Genomic DNA, 17500 nt, shown 5'->3' on the forward strand with positions numbered 1-17500 from the left:
ACGCCCAATAATTCCGGATAACGCTTGCCACCTACGTATTACCGCGGCTGCTGGCACGTAGTTAGCCGTGGCTTTCTGGTTAGGTACCGTCAAGGTGCCAGCTTATTCAACTAGCACTTGTTCTTCCCTAACAACAGAGTTTTACGACCCGAAAGCCTTCATCACTCACGCGGCGTTGCTCCGTCAGACTTTCGTCCATTGCGGAAGATTCCCTACTGCTGCCTCCCGTAGGAGTCTGGGCCGTGTCTCAGTCCCAGTGTGGCCGATCACCCTCTCAGGTCGGCTACGCATCGTTGCCTTGGTGAGCCGTTACCTCACCAACTAGCTAATGCGACGCGGGTCCATCCATAAGTGACAGCCGAAGCCGCCTTTCAATTTCGAACCATGCGGTTCAAAATGTTATCCGGTATTAGCCCCGGTTTCCCGGAGTTATCCCAGTCTTATGGGCAGGTTACCCACGTGTTACTCACCCGTCCGCCGCTAACTTCATAAGAGCAAGCTCTTAATCCATTCGCTCGACTTGCATGTATTAGGCACGCCGCCAGCGTTCATCCTGAGCCAGGATCAAACTCTCCAATAAAGTTAGTTTGTCTAGCATCTAAAATAAAAATTGACGTTTCACGTTGTTTGTTTCGTTTAGTTTTCAAAGTTCAATATCGCGTTTCAGCGACTTTTATAATTTAACACTTCTCGTTAAATCTGTCAACAGTTTTTTTCTTTCGTTGCTGACGACGCTTATTAATTTACCATATTAATCATTTAATAGTCAACACTTTTTAAAAAAATGCCAAAATAATTTTATCTTGGCATGATATAAAGCTTAATAATCACTAATGCTGCCACACCCGGTAAGCCTAACAAACTCGTTATTGCTGCTGTCCCCATGTTAATCGGGATATGAAAATCAAAATATGTCCCTACAACATTTACGATAAAAAGCAATGCTATTCCTAAAGTAACATGAAAAATCACCTTACCTATAAAACGTAATGGCTTAGAGGCAACACCAAAAACAAGAAAAATAAATACTAAAGTAAGAATGCCAACAATAATAATTGTAGAATTCATTTTTTCCTCCTTATGAATGACCTATACATCTATTTGTATGGGACAAGACAATAAAAAAGAACAGTTATCATATGCAGCATCTCTTTTATATAAACTAAATAAAACGATACCTCAGCATTTAACAAATAAAATAAAAAGGCCTGCTTAGAAAGCAGAACCTTTTACCATTGTTCCATTTTTACAGGACGACGCTTTGCTTCTTTCAACAAAAAGAAATATTTCGCCTCTGCTATTTTCAAAGAACAAATGACATCTTGAGACGGTTCTACACTTTGTTCGACCATTCTCTTCTGACGTAACCACTCATTCTTCACTTTTTCCAAAAGTACAATTAACTTATCGTCATACTCTTTACGCAATTTACCCTTTTTTTGAAAGAACATTTTCGTTTCTCCTCTTATACTTCTCTGCGACCTTCTAACGCTTTGGATAATGTCACTTCATCTGCATATTCTAAATCTCCACCAACTGGCAGACCATGTGCAATACGAGTTACTTTAATGCCTGTAGGTTTTAAGAGGCGGGAGATATACATCGCTGTAGCTTCCCCTTCAATATTAGGGTTTGTTGCTAATATCACTTCTTGTACCGTTTCATCATGTAGTCGCTTTAAGAGTTGCGGGATATTAATGTCTTCCGGTCCAATTCCCTCCATAGGAGAAATCGCACCACGTAACACATGATATACACCTTGATACTCTTTCATTTTTTCCATCGCGATTACATCTTTCGGTTCTTGTACGACACAAACAACTGATTGATCTCGATGTGAATCATTACAAATATAACAAGGATCACGATCAGTAATATGTCCGCATACAGAACAGTACGCTAAATCTCGCTTCGCATTTACAAGTGCTTTCGCGAAACCTAACACATCATCTTCTTTCATATCTAATACGAAAAATGCCAATCGAACCGCTGTTTTCGGTCCGATACCTGGCAACTTCATAAAACTATCGATTAGTTTTGATATTGGTTCTGGATAATGCATGTATCAATATCCTCCTAGAACATTCCACCTGGTAAGTTTAAGCCTTTTGTAAATTTACCCATTGTAGAGTTTGAAAGCTCATCAGCCTTTTTAAGTGCATCATTTGTTGCAGCTAATACTAAGTCTTGTAGCATTTCGATATCTTCTGGATCTACAACTTCTTCTTTAATCTTCACTTCAAGAATTTGCTTGTGACCATTTGCGATAACTGTAATCATTCCGCCGCCAGCTGTACCTTCAACTGTTTTTTCACCAAGCTCTTCTTGTGCTTTCGCCATGTCCTTTTGCATCTTTTGCATTTGTTTCATCATGTTATTCATATTTCCCATTCCGCCACGCATCATAATTAATTCCTCCTAATTATTATTACTCTTTTATTTCAATGAGTTCTTGCCCTACTAATTTCACTGCCTCTTCTATAAGAGGATCTTCCTTTTTCTCTGGGCTTTCTTCAGACTCTCCACCTTCACGTTGTAAAAAGTCTTCACGGATTTTACCCCATTCACTTTTTGGAATGGCAATCATATTTAACCTTTTACTTAGCAATTCAAATAAAGCTTGTTCTACTGTATCCATAGCTTCTCGATTTTCGCTCGCCATCTTACAGTGAATCTCATATTGAAATGCTAAAACGTAAGTGTCATCTGAAGCTGCCACTGGTTCGCTATTTTCTAGTAAAACAGCAAACGCTACTTTGTTATATGATTTGAGTCTTCCTAACAACTCACCCCATACAGCTTTTAATTGTTCTAAATCTTGACGCTTCGCTTGTTTTAATACTTCATTTACACGTCCGACAGGAATCTTCATACTTCCTGTTCTTACCGGCTTTGGTGTTGCACGTGTCTCTCTTACTTCCTGTTGTACACCAGCTGGCACACCGTTCTTTTTAACTTGCTCTAACTCTTTCTCCAGTTGCTGCATCCTGTTCATAATTGCTTGCAAACGATCTGTACCATTTGCTTGCATCATAAACTGTTGACACAATTGCACCATAACAACTTCTAAGAAAATACGCGGATGATTTGTCCACTTCATTTCCTGTTGTCCCTTACTAAGGGTATGAATAATCTCATAGATCACTTCCGGTTGCATTTCTTCACTCAACTTACGGAATTGATCATCTACAATTACTCGTTCCAACATATGTTCTAGTTGCGGTGAAGTTTGATATAAAAGCATATCACGATAATAGTAAATGAAATCCTCCATAAAACGAACTGGATCCTTCCCTTTACTCATCATTTCATCTATGATTTGCAATGCTCTTGATACATCATTTTCACGTATGCATTCTACTAAATTGCCTAAGTATTGCTGAGAAACAGATCCTGTTACGGCCAATACATCTTCTGTCGTAACGGTCTCATCACTATAAGATATAGCCTGATCAATAAGACTAAGTGCGTCACGCATACCACCTTCAGCAGCACGCGCAACAATTTGTAATGCCTCATCTTCCACTTGCGTACCTTCATTTGTCACGACCGTTGATAATCTCTCAACAATATCATTCACTGATATTTTTCGGAATTCAAAACGCTGACAACGTGAAATAATTGTAGGCGGGATCTTATGAGGTTCTGTTGTCGCCAAAATAAAGATAACATGTCCTGGCGGCTCTTCTAAGGTTTTTAAAAGCGCATTGAATGCACCCATAGAAAGCATGTGAACTTCATCAATAATGTATACTTTATATTCTACAGCACTTGGAGCATATTTTACTTTATCTCTAATATCTCGAATTTCATCTACACCGTTATTTGAAGCCGCATCAATTTCTAATACATCTGAAATGGATCCTTGTGTAATTCCTAAACAAGAAGGACATTCATTACAAGGTTCAGCTACCGGAGCATGTTCACAGTTAATTGCTTTTGCAAATACTTTTGCAATTGTCGTTTTTCCTGTTCCCCTCGGGCCAGAAAATAAATAAGCATGTGAAACTTTCTCTTGAAGAAGGGCATTTTGCAACGTTTTTGTCACGTGCTTTTGACCGACTACATCTTCGAACTTTTGCGGTCTCCATGTTCGGTATAACGCTTGGTATGACACGAAAATACGGCCTCCCTCAAAGGTTATTATCTCATTTATTATAACCCATTCTGTTTATAGATTCCAAAAGTTATTTTCTATACAAAAAACTCACCTTTGTATTAAGGTGAGTTTTGTATACATATATAACTGCCGTGCACCCTCCGTCGATTACGTACCATAAGCGTTACTCAAGCAGTTAGCTCGGTTCAGGCACTCCTGCGGCACACGAGAAGACCCGCTTATTGCTGCTTCCTTCCGGACCTGACAAGGTTCACGGGGTCCCGTTGCGCAGGACCCAAACGTCAACACCACTTACTTAAGGCAGACCTTACAGCAACATAACCTCGAGAGGGGATTCGGCCTCGCTAGAGCGGATTGCGAGTATAGGGCACCGCTACCTCCCCGCTTAGCACGGCAAAGTTAAAACCAATATTCGGTTGCCTTCATTAAAGGCATTATCAGTATAACTTGTTTCTTTATAAAATGCAAATACGTTAGTTCCCAGTATTCTTCTCTAATTTTTTTATTGCTTTTCTTTTTTTACGAAGCTCTCTAAAAAAGCTTGTTAACAACGTACCGCATTCTTCCTCTAATACACCAGATACTACTTCACATTGATGATTGAAGCGTTCATCCGTTAAAAGATTCATCAATGTCCCTGCACATCCGCCCTTCGGATCACTTGCACCATATACAACTCGCTTCACTCGTGATAAAACAATTCCACCTGCACACATTGGACAAGGTTCTAATGTTACATACAGTGTTGCATCTTCTAAACGCCATGTCCCTAATTTTTTACACGCCTCATCTATCGCTAGCAACTCAGCATGAGCTATTGATCTCTGCTCAGTTTCCCTTAAATTATGGGCAACACTAATTACCTCACCATCTAACACTATAACTGCTCCAATTGGTACTTCCTGTATTTCCTCTGCCTTTTTAGCTTCTTCTATCGCTAATTGCATAAAATAAATATCTTGATCTTGTTCCATAACATAGTCCTTTCATTACAAATAAAGTACACTTATTTCCATTTACTACACAGGGGATAACTTTTACAAATTCAATCCACCCTAAAAGAAAAAAGAGAGGGGATTACATATGAAAAATACCGCCTTGCTCATTATCGATATGATTAATGACTTTCAATTTTCCCACGGACCCATTCTAGCTAAAAAATGTGAAATTATAACAAACCCTATTTTACAATTAAAGAAAAAAATGAAATCCTTCGGCTGTCCTATAATTTACGTTAATGACCATTATCAACTGTGGAGATCTGATATCGACCAACTTATTACTCATTGTACAAATGAATATAGCGAAAACATAATCCATAAGATTGCTCCAAGTTCTGATGATTACATTTTTATTAAACCACATTATTCCGCTTTTTATGAAACACCTTTAAATTCATTACTAGGTTATTTAAAAATAGAAAATCTAATATTAACAGGGGTTGCCGGAAATATATGTATCCTATTTACAGCTAATGATGCTCATATGAGAAATTATACATTGTATGTACCAGAGGATTGTATCGCCTCTAACAACGACCAAGATAATATACATGCTTTAAAAATAATGGAAACTACATTGAAAGCAACTATAACATCATCAACCAAAATAAAATTTAATTAATACATATATCTATTTTCTAACTTTTTATATCAAATTAACCCGCTCGCTTCCCTCTTGTGCTACAATAATTCTGTTTTGTGTTTTTAGTAGTCACGGTAAATCACTGATTGAAAGGAGGAAACAGCGTGACCGGAGTACCATTTATCACGGTTGAAGGACCAATTGGTGTTGGAAAAACTTCACTTGCGAAGGAAATTTCAACTCACATGCAACTCCACTTACTAAAAGAGATTGTTGATGAAAATCCCTTTTTAGGAAAGTTCTATGAAGACATCGACGAATGGAGTTTTCAAACAGAGATGTTCTTTCTTTGTAATAGATACAAACAATTAGAAGACATTAACATAAAGTATTTGAATCAAAGGAAACCAGTAGTAGCGGATTACCATATCTTTAAAAATTTAATTTTTGCATCCCGCACATTAAAAGACTCCCAATATGACAAATACATGCAAATTTATCGTATCCTTACACAAGATATGCCTGTGCCAAATGTCATTGTTTATTTAACAGCTAGCCTAGAAACATTGCAAAAACGAATCGCCATGCGCGGAAGAGAATTTGAAAAAAACATGGATCCAAATTACTTACTACAGCTCACAAAAGATTATGAAACAGCAATGGATGCTTTTAAAAAAGATCATCCGGAAATACCAGTATTGAAATTTAATGGAGACGATATGGATTTTGTAAAAAATCCTGATGATTTAAACGTCATCCTATCTGCCCTTCAAAATACTCTCTTAAAGGAGTCGAAATAATAATGAATTTAAGGCAAAAATATGATATACCCAATGACGCAGTAATCACTATCGCCGGAACGGTAGGTGTGGGTAAATCAACTATGACAACTGCATTAGCTAATGCTTTAGGTTATCGCACATCATTTGAAAAAGTAGATTCCAATCCATATTTGGACAAGTTCTATGCGGACTTCACTCGTTGGAGCTTCCACCTACAAGTGTACTTTTTAGCAGAACGATTTAAGGAACAAAAAAGAATTTTTGAATATGGTGGCGGTTTTGTTCAAGATCGTTCCATTTACGAAGACACTGGAATTTTCGCAAAGATGCATCATGAAAAAGGAACAATGACGGAAACTGATTATGAAACATACAAAGGTTTATTTGACGCTATGGTCATGACTCCTTACTTCCCTCATCCAGACTTATTAATTTACTTAGAAGGTTCTTTCGATGATATTGTCGATCGTATTCAAGAACGCGGGCGCCCAATGGAACAGCAAACACCAATTGAGTACTGGAAAGAAATGCATGGACGTTATGAAAACTGGATTAACAACTTTAATTCATGCCCTGTATTACGCTTAAATATTAATGAGTACGATATTTTAAAAGATGGTGATTCAATCGAACCAATCATTAAAAAAATTGGCCATTTTTTAAAACAAACACGTAAACTTGTAAAATAAAAAACCCGTGCATATGCACGGGTTTTCCTATTAAATTACTTCTTCTTTGTTGGAGCAATAATTTCACTCTCAGGTTTTCCTGCGTTAATGCGCTGACGAACAGTACTTGTACTAATATCGTATGCTTCAGCAATCTCTTTAACAGTCATTTCTTTCCCGTTAATTACTGCCGTTAATACTTTACCTGTACGTTTTGGAGCCGCCGCTTTCTTTACAGCTGCTTTTTTAACTTGTTTTGGCGCCTCTACTTTACTCGTAGCTTGTTTTACATCACAAGTACAACCACAAAGTTTACGGAATGTATCATCACTAATAATGCGTGATACGTTTGCACCACTGTTTAAAATTCTATTGTTCTTACAGACAGGACATTGTACATAATATAAAGTTTTTCCATCTAAAGGAAACGTTTGTATAATAAGATCCATGTTGACTCCTTTCATATCTATGAAGATAATCATCGGAATATGAGTGTGTAATAAGGACAAAATTACCTTACACCATACTTTATGATTGGTTTTAAAATAAAAACTCGTTACGTGTTGGTAACGAGTTCTCCAATCTCCACTTATATGCGCTGTTGTCAATTATATCTGGAGGAGGTAGAGGGATTCGAACCCCCGCGCGACTCTCGCCGCCTGTCGGTTTTCAAGACCGATCCCTTCAGCCAGACTTGGGTATACCTCCATATTGACATCAAATATAATATCAAAAGAAAAACAGTTAGTCAACCCTACTAAAATAAATTATGAGGAAAGGAAAATTTTACTTTTCCCTTCCTACATTACAGTACTGACAACGCTCATAATTACCAATCACTCATACCGATGAATGTTTAAATTTACTTAATAACTGTTTTTCCTCCCATATAAGGGCGAAGAACTTCTGGAATTATAATTGTACCATCTTCTTGTTGGTAGTTCTCTAAAATAGCTGCAACCGTACGTCCGATCGCAAGACCAGATCCATTTAATGTATGAACATGTTCTGGTTTTCCATTTGGCTCACGGCGGAAACGGATATTTGCACGTCTCGCTTGGAAAGCTTCAAAATTACTACAAGAAGAAATTTCACGATATGTGCCATAGCTTGGAATCCATACTTCAATATCGTATTTCTTCGCTGCTGTAAATCCTAAATCGCCTGTGCACATGCTCATAACGCGATATGGCAACTCTAATAATTGTAACACGCGTTCTGCATCATTTGTTAATTTTTCTAATTCTTCATAAGAATCTTCTGGTTTTACGAACTTCACAAGCTCTACTTTATTGAACTGATGCTGGCGAATTAAACCACGTGTATCACGACCAGCTGAACCTGCTTCAGAACGGAAGCAAGAGCTAAATGCAGCATATCTTATAGGCAATTGCTCTTTATTTAAAATCTCATCACGATGCATATTCGTTACAGGTACTTCAGCTGTTGGAATTAAGAAGTAATCTTCACTTTCAATACGGAATGCATCTTCTTCAAACTTTGGAAGTTGTCCTGTTCCCGTCATACTTGCACGGTTTACCATATATGGAGGTAATACTTCTTCATATCCATGCTCATCAGTATGAAGATCAAGCATAAAGCTAATTAAAGCACGCTCTAATCTTGCACCAGCACCTTTGTAAAATACGAAGCGGCTTCCTGTTACTTTCCCAGCGCGTTCAAAATCTAAAATTCCTAAATCAGTAGCAAGATCCCAATGTGGTTTTGGCTCAAAAGTAAATTCTTTCACTTCTCCCCAAGTACGTGCTACTACATTATCATCCTCTGTTTCACCAACTGGAGCAGATTCATGAGGGATATTTGGAATAGATAACATTAATCTTTCTAAGTCTTCTTCAACTGTACGAAGTTCGTTATCAAGATCCTTTACTTTTTCTCCAACCTCACGCATTTCTAAAATTAGAGCCTCTGCATCTTTCTTTTCGCGCTTTAATACAGAAATTTGTTGAGATACTTCGTTACGTTTACTTTTTAATTCTTCTGTCTGAACAAGTAGTTCTCTTCTTCTCGTATCAAGTTCTTCAAAACGGCCGAAATCAGTTAAATCTTCGCCTCTATGCTGTAATTTCGCTTTTACTTCTTCAAAGTTTGTACGTAAAAATTTAATATCAAGCATTATATACTCCTCCTTTTATTTTATAAAACACAAAAAACTCCCGTCCCTATATAAAGGGACGGGAGTTAACCCGCGTTGCCACCCTAGTTGAAAGCATTACCGCTTTCCTCTCAAGTAGAAATAACGGCTCTTCACCGGGAATGCTTACTAATCCAAAAGATATTCCACATTCCATTCCAGGATGGATTCACAAACTGTTTCTATCGATTTCCACCAACCATCGACTCTCTATAAGAAACGACATTTGTTACTATTTCCTATCAACACGCTTATTTTATAAAATTGTTACCATCAATTTACTATAATCTTATACAAGTTGCAAGTTACTTATACAACTTTTTTCATTTTCGCTTCTTTTACCATTTCAACAAAGTATGCTGTCACACGATGATCATCTGTTAATTCCGGATGGAATGAAGCAGCTAAAAACTGATCTTGTCTTACCGCTACCATTCGGTCACCATGCTTAGAAAGCACTTCAACATTATCAGCTACTTCTACAACATACGGCGCACGGATAAATACACCAATGAAGTCTTCACCCACGCCTTCAATTGAAAGCGCAGCTTCAAAACTATCCTTTTGGCGTCCGAACGCATTGCGCTCAACTGTAATATCCATAGCACCAATATGTGCTTTTTCATAGCCAATAAGTGTTTTCGCAAGAAGAATCATCCCTGCACATGTACCAAACATTGGTTTACCAGACTTTGCAAATGTACGAAGTGGTTCCATGAAAGCATACTTATCAATAAGACGGCGCATTGTTGTACTTTCACCGCCTGGTAAAATAAGACCATCAATCTCTTCAAGTTGCTCTATACGCTTTACAACAACAGCTTCTGCACCACTTGCTTCAACTGATTTTACATGCTCACGAACTGCACCTTGAAGACCTAGTACACCGATTTTCACCATTTTAAAGTTCTCCTTTAATTACCATCCACGCTCTTGCATGCGTTGTTCTGGTAATAACGTTGAAATTTCGACACCCTTCATTGCATTACCTAATCCTTTAGAAAGGCTTGCAATTAGTTCGTAATCTTCATAATGAGTCGTTGCTTCAACGATTGCACGTGCAAATTTCTCTGGGTTTTCTGATTTGAAGATACCAGATCCAACAAATACCCCATCAGCACCAAGTTGCATCATTAATGCTGCATCTGCTGGTGTTGCTACACCACCTGCCGCAAAGTTTACAACTGGTAAGCGACCAAGACGTTTAATTTCAAGTAATACTTCGTAAGGAGCGCCAGTATTTTTTGCATATGTCATTAACTCATCTTCACGTAGACTCGCAACTTGACGGATTTCTGCATTGACTTGGCGCATATGACGCACTGCCTCTACAATGTTTCCTGTTCCTGGTTCACCTTTTGTACGAAGCATAGATGCACCTTCTGCAATACGACGTGCAGCTTCTCCGATATCACGGCAACCACATACAAATGGAACTGTGTAATCACGTTTATTTAAATGGTATACTTCATCAGCAGGAGTTAATACTTCACTCTCATCGATATAGTCTACCCCTAATGATTCTAATACACGTGCTTCTACAAGGTGACCGATACGGCATTTTGCCATAACCGGAATTGACACCGCACCCATAACTTCTTCAACAATTGTTGGGTCTGCCATACGAGAAACGCCACCTGCTGCACGAATATCTGCTGGTACACGCTCTAATGCCATAACGGCAACTGCGCCTGCCTCTTCTGCAATTTTTGCTTGTTCAGCGTTAACTACGTCCATAATAACGCCGCCTTTTTGCATTTCTGCCATTCCACGTTTTACACGTTCTGTCCCTGTTACATTTGTCATGTACAAAAACCCCCCTAGGTGAATTGCTTTCCCCCGTTAAAGGCGAAAATTAAGAATACTCTTACATTCTACCACTAACTATCAGATGCTTGTCTACTACTTTTTCATAAAGTCGGTATGAAAAATAGGAATAAAAAAAAGCTCCTATCATGAGGAGCTTTTAAAACCAACCTTTTACTGTATCAACAGCACTATTCCACATGCCACTAAAGAATGAACCAATTCCGCGCATAGCACGAGTAAACCAGTTTGCTTCTTCTACTTCAGATGTTGTTACAAGATCCACTTGCAGTGACTTACCAGTTAAAAATCCAGGGTCGTTTGTATCTTTTGGCGTAATTACCATTTGACCAAGCGCAGCTCCCTTTTTAATAGGTGCTTCTTGTCCCTTGCTTGATTCTTTTAATTCCGTTTTATAAACATCTTTACTTCCTTTTGGCACTGGAAGTGAAATAGCTTGTTTCGTTTGAACTGCTACATCTTTATCTTTCGCATTTTCTACTCGTACTGTTTCTTGTCCTTTTACTGAAGAACCTTTTTTATACATTTGTTTTACTTCAAAGTTAGCAAATCCATAATCATATAGCTTCTTTGTTTCATCAAAACGTGCTGTATGAGAACTTGTTTTAATAACTACAGAAATAAAACGCATTCCGTTTCTTTCAACCGTACCAGTGAAGCAATCTCCTGCCTCTGGAGTTGAGCCTGTTTTTAGGCCGTCTACGCCATCATATTCTTTAACTAAGCCCTTTAACATCCAGTTCCAGTTCGACATTGCAAACTTCTCTTTTTCTGGACGGAATTCTTTTTTAGGGATTTTTGCTGTATCTAACACTTTTGGATAATCTTTAATTAAATGTTGTGCTAAAGTTGCAACATCCTTTGCAGACATTTTATTTTCTTCATCCGCTGTTGTTCCTTCAGGATGCATTCCCTTTAAATCTTTATTCGTTAAACCTGTAGAATTGACAAATTTATAATTTTTCAACCCTAGTTCTTTCGATTTATCATTCATCATTTTTACGAAGTCTACTTCTTTACCTGCAATTGCTTCTGCTAATGCAATTGTTGCACCATTTGCAGAAAAGATTGCCATTGCCTCGTATAACTCTTTTACTGTATAAGAGCCACCATTTTCTAATGCAACATTTGATAATGAAGCATCTTGTGAAACCTTATATGCATATTCAGAAACCTTAATTTTCTGGTCCCACTTAAGTTTTCCTTTATCCACTGCTTCGTGAACTAAATATTCACTCATCATCTTTGTCATACTAGCAATGGATAATAATTCATCTGCATTCTTTTGATATAAAATTTTCCCAGAATTCGCTTCTACTAAAATTGCCGCACCTGCTTCAATGTTTAAAGCGGCTCCTGTTTCAGCTGATGCATTGCTATATGGCATAAAAATGCTACAAGCTAGTGTAAGCACTGTTACCAAAGCAATGAATCTTTTGCAAAACATACCTTTCACTTTTGCTACCCCCAATATCTATGTACTCACATAACCGTTATTCTAACATAATCAAAAAAAAATAGACAGAGATATCAAATCTCTGTCTATTTGTATATAAGACATTATAATGAGTAGTTTGGAGCCTCTTTTGTAATTTGTACGTGATGAGGATGACTTTCACGTAAGCCAGCACCTGACATACGAATGAATTGTGCATTTTCGCGTAAGAATTCTAAATCCTGTGCTCCGCAATATCCCATACCTGCACGTAAGCCACCAACTAATTGGTGAACTGTATCTGCTAAAGGTCCTTTATATGGTACTCGTCCTTCAATACCTTCTGGGACAAGTTTTTTATTGCCTTCTTGGAAGTAACGATCTTTACTTCCTTTTTCCATCGCACCGACAGAACCCATACCACGATACACTTTAAATTGACGACCTTGGTAAATTTCAGTTTCTCCAGGGCTTTCTGCAACACCTGCAAACATGCTACCTAGCATAACAACATGTGCTCCTGCCGCTAAAGCTTTCACCATATCACCAGAGTACTTAATACCGCCATCAGCAATAACTGGAATGCCGTGTTTACGAGCTTCTGTTGCACAATCATAAACCGCAGTTAATTGTGGTACACCAACACCGGCTACAACGCGTGTTGTACAAATAGAACCTGGTCCAATACCAACTTTAACTACGTTTGCACCAGCTTCAATTAGTGCTTTCGTTGCTTCAGCAGTAGCAACATTTCCAGCGATAATATTTAGTGATGGATATTTAGCACGAACTTCTTTTACCTTATCAATAACACCTTTAGAATGCCCATGTGCTGTATCAAGTACAATTGCATCTACACTAGCTTTTACTAATGCATCGATGCGAAGCATAGCATCCGCTGTTACACCAACTGCTGCTCCAACTAATAAGCGTCCTTGCTTATCTTTAGCAGAGTTTGGGAATTCAATTACTTTTTCAATATCTTTTATTGTAATAAGCCCTTGTAATACACCGTTATTATCAACAAGAGGGAGTTTTTCAATTTTATACTTTTGTAGGATCTTTTCAGCTTCTTCCAGTGTAGTACCAACTGGAGCTGTAATTAATTGTTCTTTTGTCATTACGTCAGAAATTTTGATTGAGTAGTCTTGGATGAAGCGCATATCACGGTTTGTAATAATACCAACTAATTTTCGCTCATCTAAATTATTTACAACCGGTACACCTGAGATACGATATTTTCCCATAAGATGTTCTGCATCATATACTTGATGTTCTGGAGTTAAGAAGAAAGGATCTGAAATAACGCCGCTTTCAGAGCGCTTTACTTTATCAACTTGCTCTGCTTGTTGCTCAATAGACATATTCTTATGAATAATTCCTAAACCACCCTGGCGAGCCATTGCAATAGCCATGTCAGCTTCTGTTACTGTATCCATTCCTGCACTAATTAACGGGATATTTAGCTGTAAGCTTTCAGATAAAACTGTTTTAACACTTACTTCTCTTGGTAATATATCTGACCTAGCTGGTACAAGTAATACATCATCAAAAGTCAAACCTTCTTTAACAAATTTAGATTCCCACATAATTGTTCCCCCTATGATACCAGAAATTATTATTAGTAGCTTATCAATTGGTTAAAATACTGTCAAGGACGTATATATATGTTAGAATTTTTAGACAATAAAAGGAGCGTAATATATGCATCAAACATCTTGTACTTGGCAGCAGTTAAGTTTCTTTTTTTCATCTCAAAACGTACAACGTTATCTTGCCCGTTGTTACGAAAAATCCTCTATTCAGGATGCCGAAAAAAAAAGTTTTGAAAATTGTTATCCCTTTATTTATTACTTAGAACACGGGAAAAATTATTATGAATTATATAAGACAGCTCCATTTTCCATTCAACCAATGTTGTTATTTTATGGAATTAGTCAACTTTTTAAAGCATGCCTACTAACTATTGACCCTAACTATCCTGAATCCACTACTGTTTTAGCTCATGGCGTTACAACTCGCAAACGAAAAAAACAAGGGTATCAATTTTTAGAAGATGAGGTGAAGGTACAAAAAAACGGATTATTTACTCATGTTGCAGAACAACTGTTTCACATGAAACACTTAGAAGCAGAAAAATTTAACATGTTAGAATTAATGGGAAATATTCCAGAATTACAAAATTTATTTCGTTATAGTCAAAAAGGATCAACTTTATATAAAATCGATTCAACAATTAAAAATGAGCTCTCCTTTTCAGTCAACCTACTAGATCGATTACATATGACCAAAGAGAGATTTTCTCGTTACATTGAAACATCTTGTAAGCATTTATCAATACAGCACGTACCTGAGAAGACTAATGAATCGAATTTACTTTTTACGGCGCCCGTTCAATCATGGAATCCTATGTACAGTACTCCTTTATACTATGAACATCTTACTAATACTTATTATTTGCCACTTACGACTGATCCTAGAAATCCTAAGCCAATATTACCTGAACTCCTCATTCATTATTTATTGCTCTATAATTTAAGCATGATTTCTAGGTATGAAACAGATTGGTGGTATGACTTACTTGGCAGTTATGGTTCTGAAGATTATCCATTTATTTATCAATTTCTAAGTATTTCTGCTCAAAAAATCCCTTACTATATTTCAAATTTTTTATTAATGGAACCAAATCTATTTCATGGGAAATAAAAAAACACAAGTCAAATGACTTGTGTTTTTAGTTGCTTGGCGACGTCCTACTCTCACAGGGACAAGGTCCCAACTACCATCGGCGCTAGAGAGCTTAACTTCCGTGTTCGGTATGGGAACGGGTGTGACCTCTCTGCCATCATCACCAAACTATTGAAGGCATATTCCTTCAAAACTAGATAACATTTGCTACATATTATATGGTTAAGTCCTCGATCTATTAGTATTCGTCAGCTCCACATGTCACCATGCTTCCACCTCGAACCTATCAACCTGATCATCTTTCAGGGATCTTACTAGCTTACGCTATGGGAAATCTCATCTTGAGGGGGGCTTCATGCTTAGATGCTTTCAGCACTTATCCCTTCCGCACATAGCTATCCAGCTATGCCCTTGGCAGAACAACTGGTACACCAGCGGTGCGTCCATCCCGGTCCTCTCGTACTAAGGACAGCTCCTCTCAAATTTCCTACGCCCACGACGGATAGGGACCGAACTGTCTCACGACGTTCTGAACCCAGCTCGCGTACCGCTTTAATGGGCGAACAGCCCAACCCTTGGGACCGACTACAGCCCCAGGATGCGATGAGCCGACATCGAGGTGCCAAACCTCCCCGTCGATGTGGACTCTTGGGGGAGATAAGCCTGTTATCCCCGGGGTAGCTTTTATCCGTTGAGCGATGGCCCTTCCATGCGGAACCACCGGATCACTAAGCCCGACTTTCGTCCCTGCTCGACTTGTAGGTCTCGCAGTCAAGCTCCCTTATGCCTTTGCACTCTACGAATGATTTCCAACCATTCTGAGGGAACCTTTGGGCGCCTCCGTTACACTTTAGGAGGCGACCGCCCCAGTCAAACTGCCCACCTGACACTGTCTCCCGGGTCGATAAGACCCGTAGGTTAGAATTTCAATACAGTCAGGGCGGTATCCCACCAGCGCCTCCACCGAAGCTAGCGCTCCGGTTTCAATGGCTCCCGCCTATCCTGTACAAACTGTACCAAAATTCAATATCAGGCTACAGTAAAGCTCCACGGGGTCTTTCCGTCCTGTCGCGGGTAACCTGCATCTTCACAGGTACTATAATTTCACCGAGTCTCTGGTTGAGACAGTGCCCAAATCGTTACACCTTTCGTGCGGGTCGGAACTTACCCGACAAGGAATTTCGCTACCTTAGGACCGTTATAGTTACGGCCGCCGTTTACTGGGGCTTCAGTTCAGAGCTTCGCTTACGCTAACCCCTCTCCTTAACCTTCCAGCACCGGGCAGGTGTCACCCCCTATACTTCGCCTTACGGCTTCGCAGAGAGCTGTGTTTTTGCTAAACAGTCGCTTGGGCCTATTCACTGCGGCTTTCCGTTAAGAAAGCACCCCTTCTCCCGAAGTTACGGGGTCATTTTGCCGAGTTCCTTAACCAGAGTTCTCTCGCACACCTTAGGATTCTCTCCTCGCCTACCTGTGTCGGTTTGCGGTACAGGCACCTTTTATCTCGCTAGAAGCTTTTCTTGGCAGCGGGGAATCAAAGACTTCGCTCCATAAGGAGCTTCCCCATCACAGCTCAGCCTTCACGATAAGCGGATTTGCCTACTTATCAGCCTAACTGCTTGGACGTGCACAACCAATCGCACGCTTCTTCTATCCTTCTGCGTCCCTCCATTGCTCAAACGATAAAGAGGTGGTACAGGAATATCAACCTGTTGTCCATCGCCTACGCCTGTCGGCCTCGGCTTAGGTCCTGACTAACCCTGAGCGGACGAGCCTTCCTCAGGAAACCTTAGGCATTCGGTGGACGGGATTCTCACCCGTCTTTCGCTACTCATACCGGCATTCTCACTTCTAAGCACTCCACCAGTCCTTACGGTCTGACTTCACTGTCCTTAGAACGCTCCCCTACCACTGATACCATTGGTATCAATCCGCAGCTTCGGTGGTGTATTTAGCCCCGGTACATTTTCGGCGCAGAGTCACTCGACTAGTGAGCTATTACGCACTCTTTAAATGGTGGCTGCTTCTAAGCCAACATCCTAGTTGTCTAAGCAACTCCACATCCTTTTCCACTTAATACACACTTTGGGACCTTAGCTGGCGGTCTGGGCTGTTTCCCTTTTGACTACGGATCTTATCACTCGCAGTCTGACTCCTAAGGATAAGTCATTGGCATTCGGAGTTTGACTGAATTCGGTAATCCGATGAGGACCCCTAGTCCAATCAGTGCTCTACCTCCAA

At 39.2% G+C, this 17500-nt stretch carries 16 protein-coding genes, 1 tRNA gene, 3 rRNA genes, 1 other RNA gene and 1 other annotated feature (2 of these 22 only partly in view); of the genes, 4 read left to right on the forward strand and 17 right to left on the reverse strand.

What is annotated here, in order from left to right:
- The 8 genes from QCI79_RS13300 to tadA form a co-directional block, all read right to left on the reverse strand.
- Nucleotides 1-580: ribosomal RNA gene (locus QCI79_RS13300) — 16S ribosomal RNA — on the reverse strand (it extends 972 nt beyond the left edge of the window).
- A gap of 218 nt (nucleotides 581-798) precedes the next feature.
- The gene (locus QCI79_RS13305; protein WP_001089273.1) at nucleotides 799-1068 is read right to left on the reverse strand and encodes a pro-sigmaK processing inhibitor BofA family protein; all 270 of its coding nucleotides are present in this window, start codon (nucleotides 1066-1068) and stop codon (nucleotides 799-801) included.
- 161 nt (nucleotides 1069-1229) lie between these two features.
- Complete coding sequence (locus QCI79_RS13310; protein ID WP_000466019.1) at nucleotides 1230-1451, reverse strand: YaaL family protein; 222 nt, start codon at nucleotides 1449-1451, stop codon at nucleotides 1230-1232.
- A gap of 14 nt (nucleotides 1452-1465) precedes the next feature.
- Nucleotides 1466-2062 (reverse strand): recombination protein RecR, encoded by a 597-nt coding sequence (gene recR / locus QCI79_RS13315; protein ID WP_000559169.1) that lies wholly within the window; start codon nucleotides 2060-2062, stop codon nucleotides 1466-1468.
- Between the two features lie 14 nt (nucleotides 2063-2076).
- Nucleotides 2077-2403 (reverse strand): YbaB/EbfC family nucleoid-associated protein, encoded by a 327-nt coding sequence (locus QCI79_RS13320; RefSeq protein ID WP_014894853.1) that lies wholly within the window; start codon nucleotides 2401-2403, stop codon nucleotides 2077-2079.
- Nucleotides 2404-2428: 25 nt separating this feature from the next.
- Nucleotides 2429-4117, reverse strand: coding sequence for a DNA polymerase III subunit gamma/tau (dnaX, locus tag QCI79_RS13325; RefSeq protein WP_000121575.1), 1689 nt, complete (start codon nucleotides 4115-4117; stop codon nucleotides 2429-2431).
- A 132-nt stretch (nucleotides 4118-4249) separates the two neighbouring features.
- An RNA gene (ffs, locus tag QCI79_RS13330) (signal recognition particle sRNA large type) lies at nucleotides 4250-4514 on the reverse strand.
- A gap of 79 nt (nucleotides 4515-4593) precedes the next feature.
- Nucleotides 4594-5094 carry a tRNA adenosine(34) deaminase TadA gene (gene tadA, locus QCI79_RS13335; RefSeq protein WP_000434332.1) on the reverse strand — a complete coding sequence of 167 codons (501 nt, stop codon included), beginning with the start codon at nucleotides 5092-5094 and terminating at the stop codon, nucleotides 4594-4596.
- A 109-nt stretch (nucleotides 5095-5203) separates the two neighbouring features.
- Here tadA and QCI79_RS13340 point away from each other — a divergent pair, with 109 nt between their 5' ends.
- The 3 genes from QCI79_RS13340 (at nucleotide 5204) to QCI79_RS13350 (ending at nucleotide 7175) form a co-directional block, all read left to right on the forward strand.
- Entirely contained in the window at nucleotides 5204-5743 is a 540-nt protein-coding gene (locus QCI79_RS13340) for a cysteine hydrolase family protein (RefSeq protein ID WP_000798712.1), read from the forward strand.
- Nucleotides 5744-5868: 125 nt separating this feature from the next.
- The gene (locus tag QCI79_RS13345) at nucleotides 5869-6504 is read left to right on the forward strand and encodes a deoxynucleoside kinase (protein WP_000148218.1); all 636 of its coding nucleotides are present in this window, start codon (nucleotides 5869-5871) and stop codon (nucleotides 6502-6504) included.
- A 2-nt stretch (nucleotides 6505-6506) separates the two neighbouring features.
- Nucleotides 6507-7175, forward strand: a complete 669-nt coding sequence (locus tag QCI79_RS13350) for a deoxynucleoside kinase (RefSeq protein WP_001053585.1) — start codon at nucleotides 6507-6509, stop codon at nucleotides 7173-7175.
- Between the two features lie 35 nt (nucleotides 7176-7210).
- On the opposite strand, the gene QCI79_RS13355 is transcribed toward QCI79_RS13350, so the two are convergent.
- The 7 genes from QCI79_RS13355 to guaB form a co-directional block, all read right to left on the reverse strand.
- Nucleotides 7211-7603: a sigma factor-like helix-turn-helix DNA-binding protein gene (locus QCI79_RS13355; RefSeq protein ID WP_000364196.1), complete on the reverse strand. Its 393-nt coding sequence runs from the start codon at nucleotides 7601-7603 to the stop codon at nucleotides 7211-7213.
- 166 nt (nucleotides 7604-7769) lie between these two features.
- Nucleotides 7770-7862: transfer RNA gene (locus QCI79_RS13360), tRNA-Ser, on the reverse strand.
- Nucleotides 7863-8016: 154 nt separating this feature from the next.
- The gene (serS, locus tag QCI79_RS13365; protein WP_000884186.1) at nucleotides 8017-9291 is read right to left on the reverse strand and encodes a serine--tRNA ligase; all 1275 of its coding nucleotides are present in this window, start codon (nucleotides 9289-9291) and stop codon (nucleotides 8017-8019) included.
- A gap of 51 nt (nucleotides 9292-9342) precedes the next feature.
- Nucleotides 9343-9564: a binding site (T-box leader), on the reverse strand.
- Between the two features lie 54 nt (nucleotides 9565-9618).
- Nucleotides 9619-10209, reverse strand: coding sequence for a pyridoxal 5'-phosphate synthase glutaminase subunit PdxT (gene pdxT / locus QCI79_RS13370; protein ID WP_000238794.1), 591 nt, complete (start codon nucleotides 10207-10209; stop codon nucleotides 9619-9621).
- An 18-nt stretch (nucleotides 10210-10227) separates the two neighbouring features.
- Nucleotides 10228-11115 carry a pyridoxal 5'-phosphate synthase lyase subunit PdxS gene (gene pdxS, locus QCI79_RS13375; RefSeq protein ID WP_000186165.1) on the reverse strand — a complete coding sequence of 296 codons (888 nt, stop codon included), beginning with the start codon at nucleotides 11113-11115 and terminating at the stop codon, nucleotides 10228-10230.
- 160 nt (nucleotides 11116-11275) lie between these two features.
- Nucleotides 11276-12583 carry a D-alanyl-D-alanine carboxypeptidase DacA gene (gene dacA, locus QCI79_RS13380; protein ID WP_125653127.1) on the reverse strand — a complete coding sequence of 436 codons (1308 nt, stop codon included), beginning with the start codon at nucleotides 12581-12583 and terminating at the stop codon, nucleotides 11276-11278.
- 113 nt (nucleotides 12584-12696) lie between these two features.
- Nucleotides 12697-14160, reverse strand: a complete 1464-nt coding sequence (gene guaB, locus QCI79_RS13385; RefSeq protein ID WP_000264088.1) for an IMP dehydrogenase — start codon at nucleotides 14158-14160, stop codon at nucleotides 12697-12699.
- 115 nt (nucleotides 14161-14275) lie between these two features.
- On the opposite strand from guaB, the gene QCI79_RS13390 reads away from it, so the two are divergent.
- Complete coding sequence (locus QCI79_RS13390) at nucleotides 14276-15277, forward strand: YaaC family protein (protein WP_000554289.1); 1002 nt, start codon at nucleotides 14276-14278, stop codon at nucleotides 15275-15277.
- A 34-nt stretch (nucleotides 15278-15311) separates the two neighbouring features.
- On the opposite strand, the gene rrf is transcribed toward QCI79_RS13390, so the two are convergent.
- Nucleotides 15312-15427 (reverse strand): 5S ribosomal RNA (gene rrf, locus QCI79_RS13395).
- Nucleotides 15428-15477: 50 nt separating this feature from the next.
- A 23S ribosomal RNA gene (locus QCI79_RS13400) occupies nucleotides 15478-17500 on the reverse strand; it runs 899 nt beyond the window's last position.

Origin of the sequence: Bacillus cereus group sp. MG1 (assembly GCF_040460035.1) — a bacterium.
GTDB lineage: Bacteria > Bacillota > Bacilli > Bacillales > Bacillaceae_G > Bacillus_A > Bacillus_A cereus.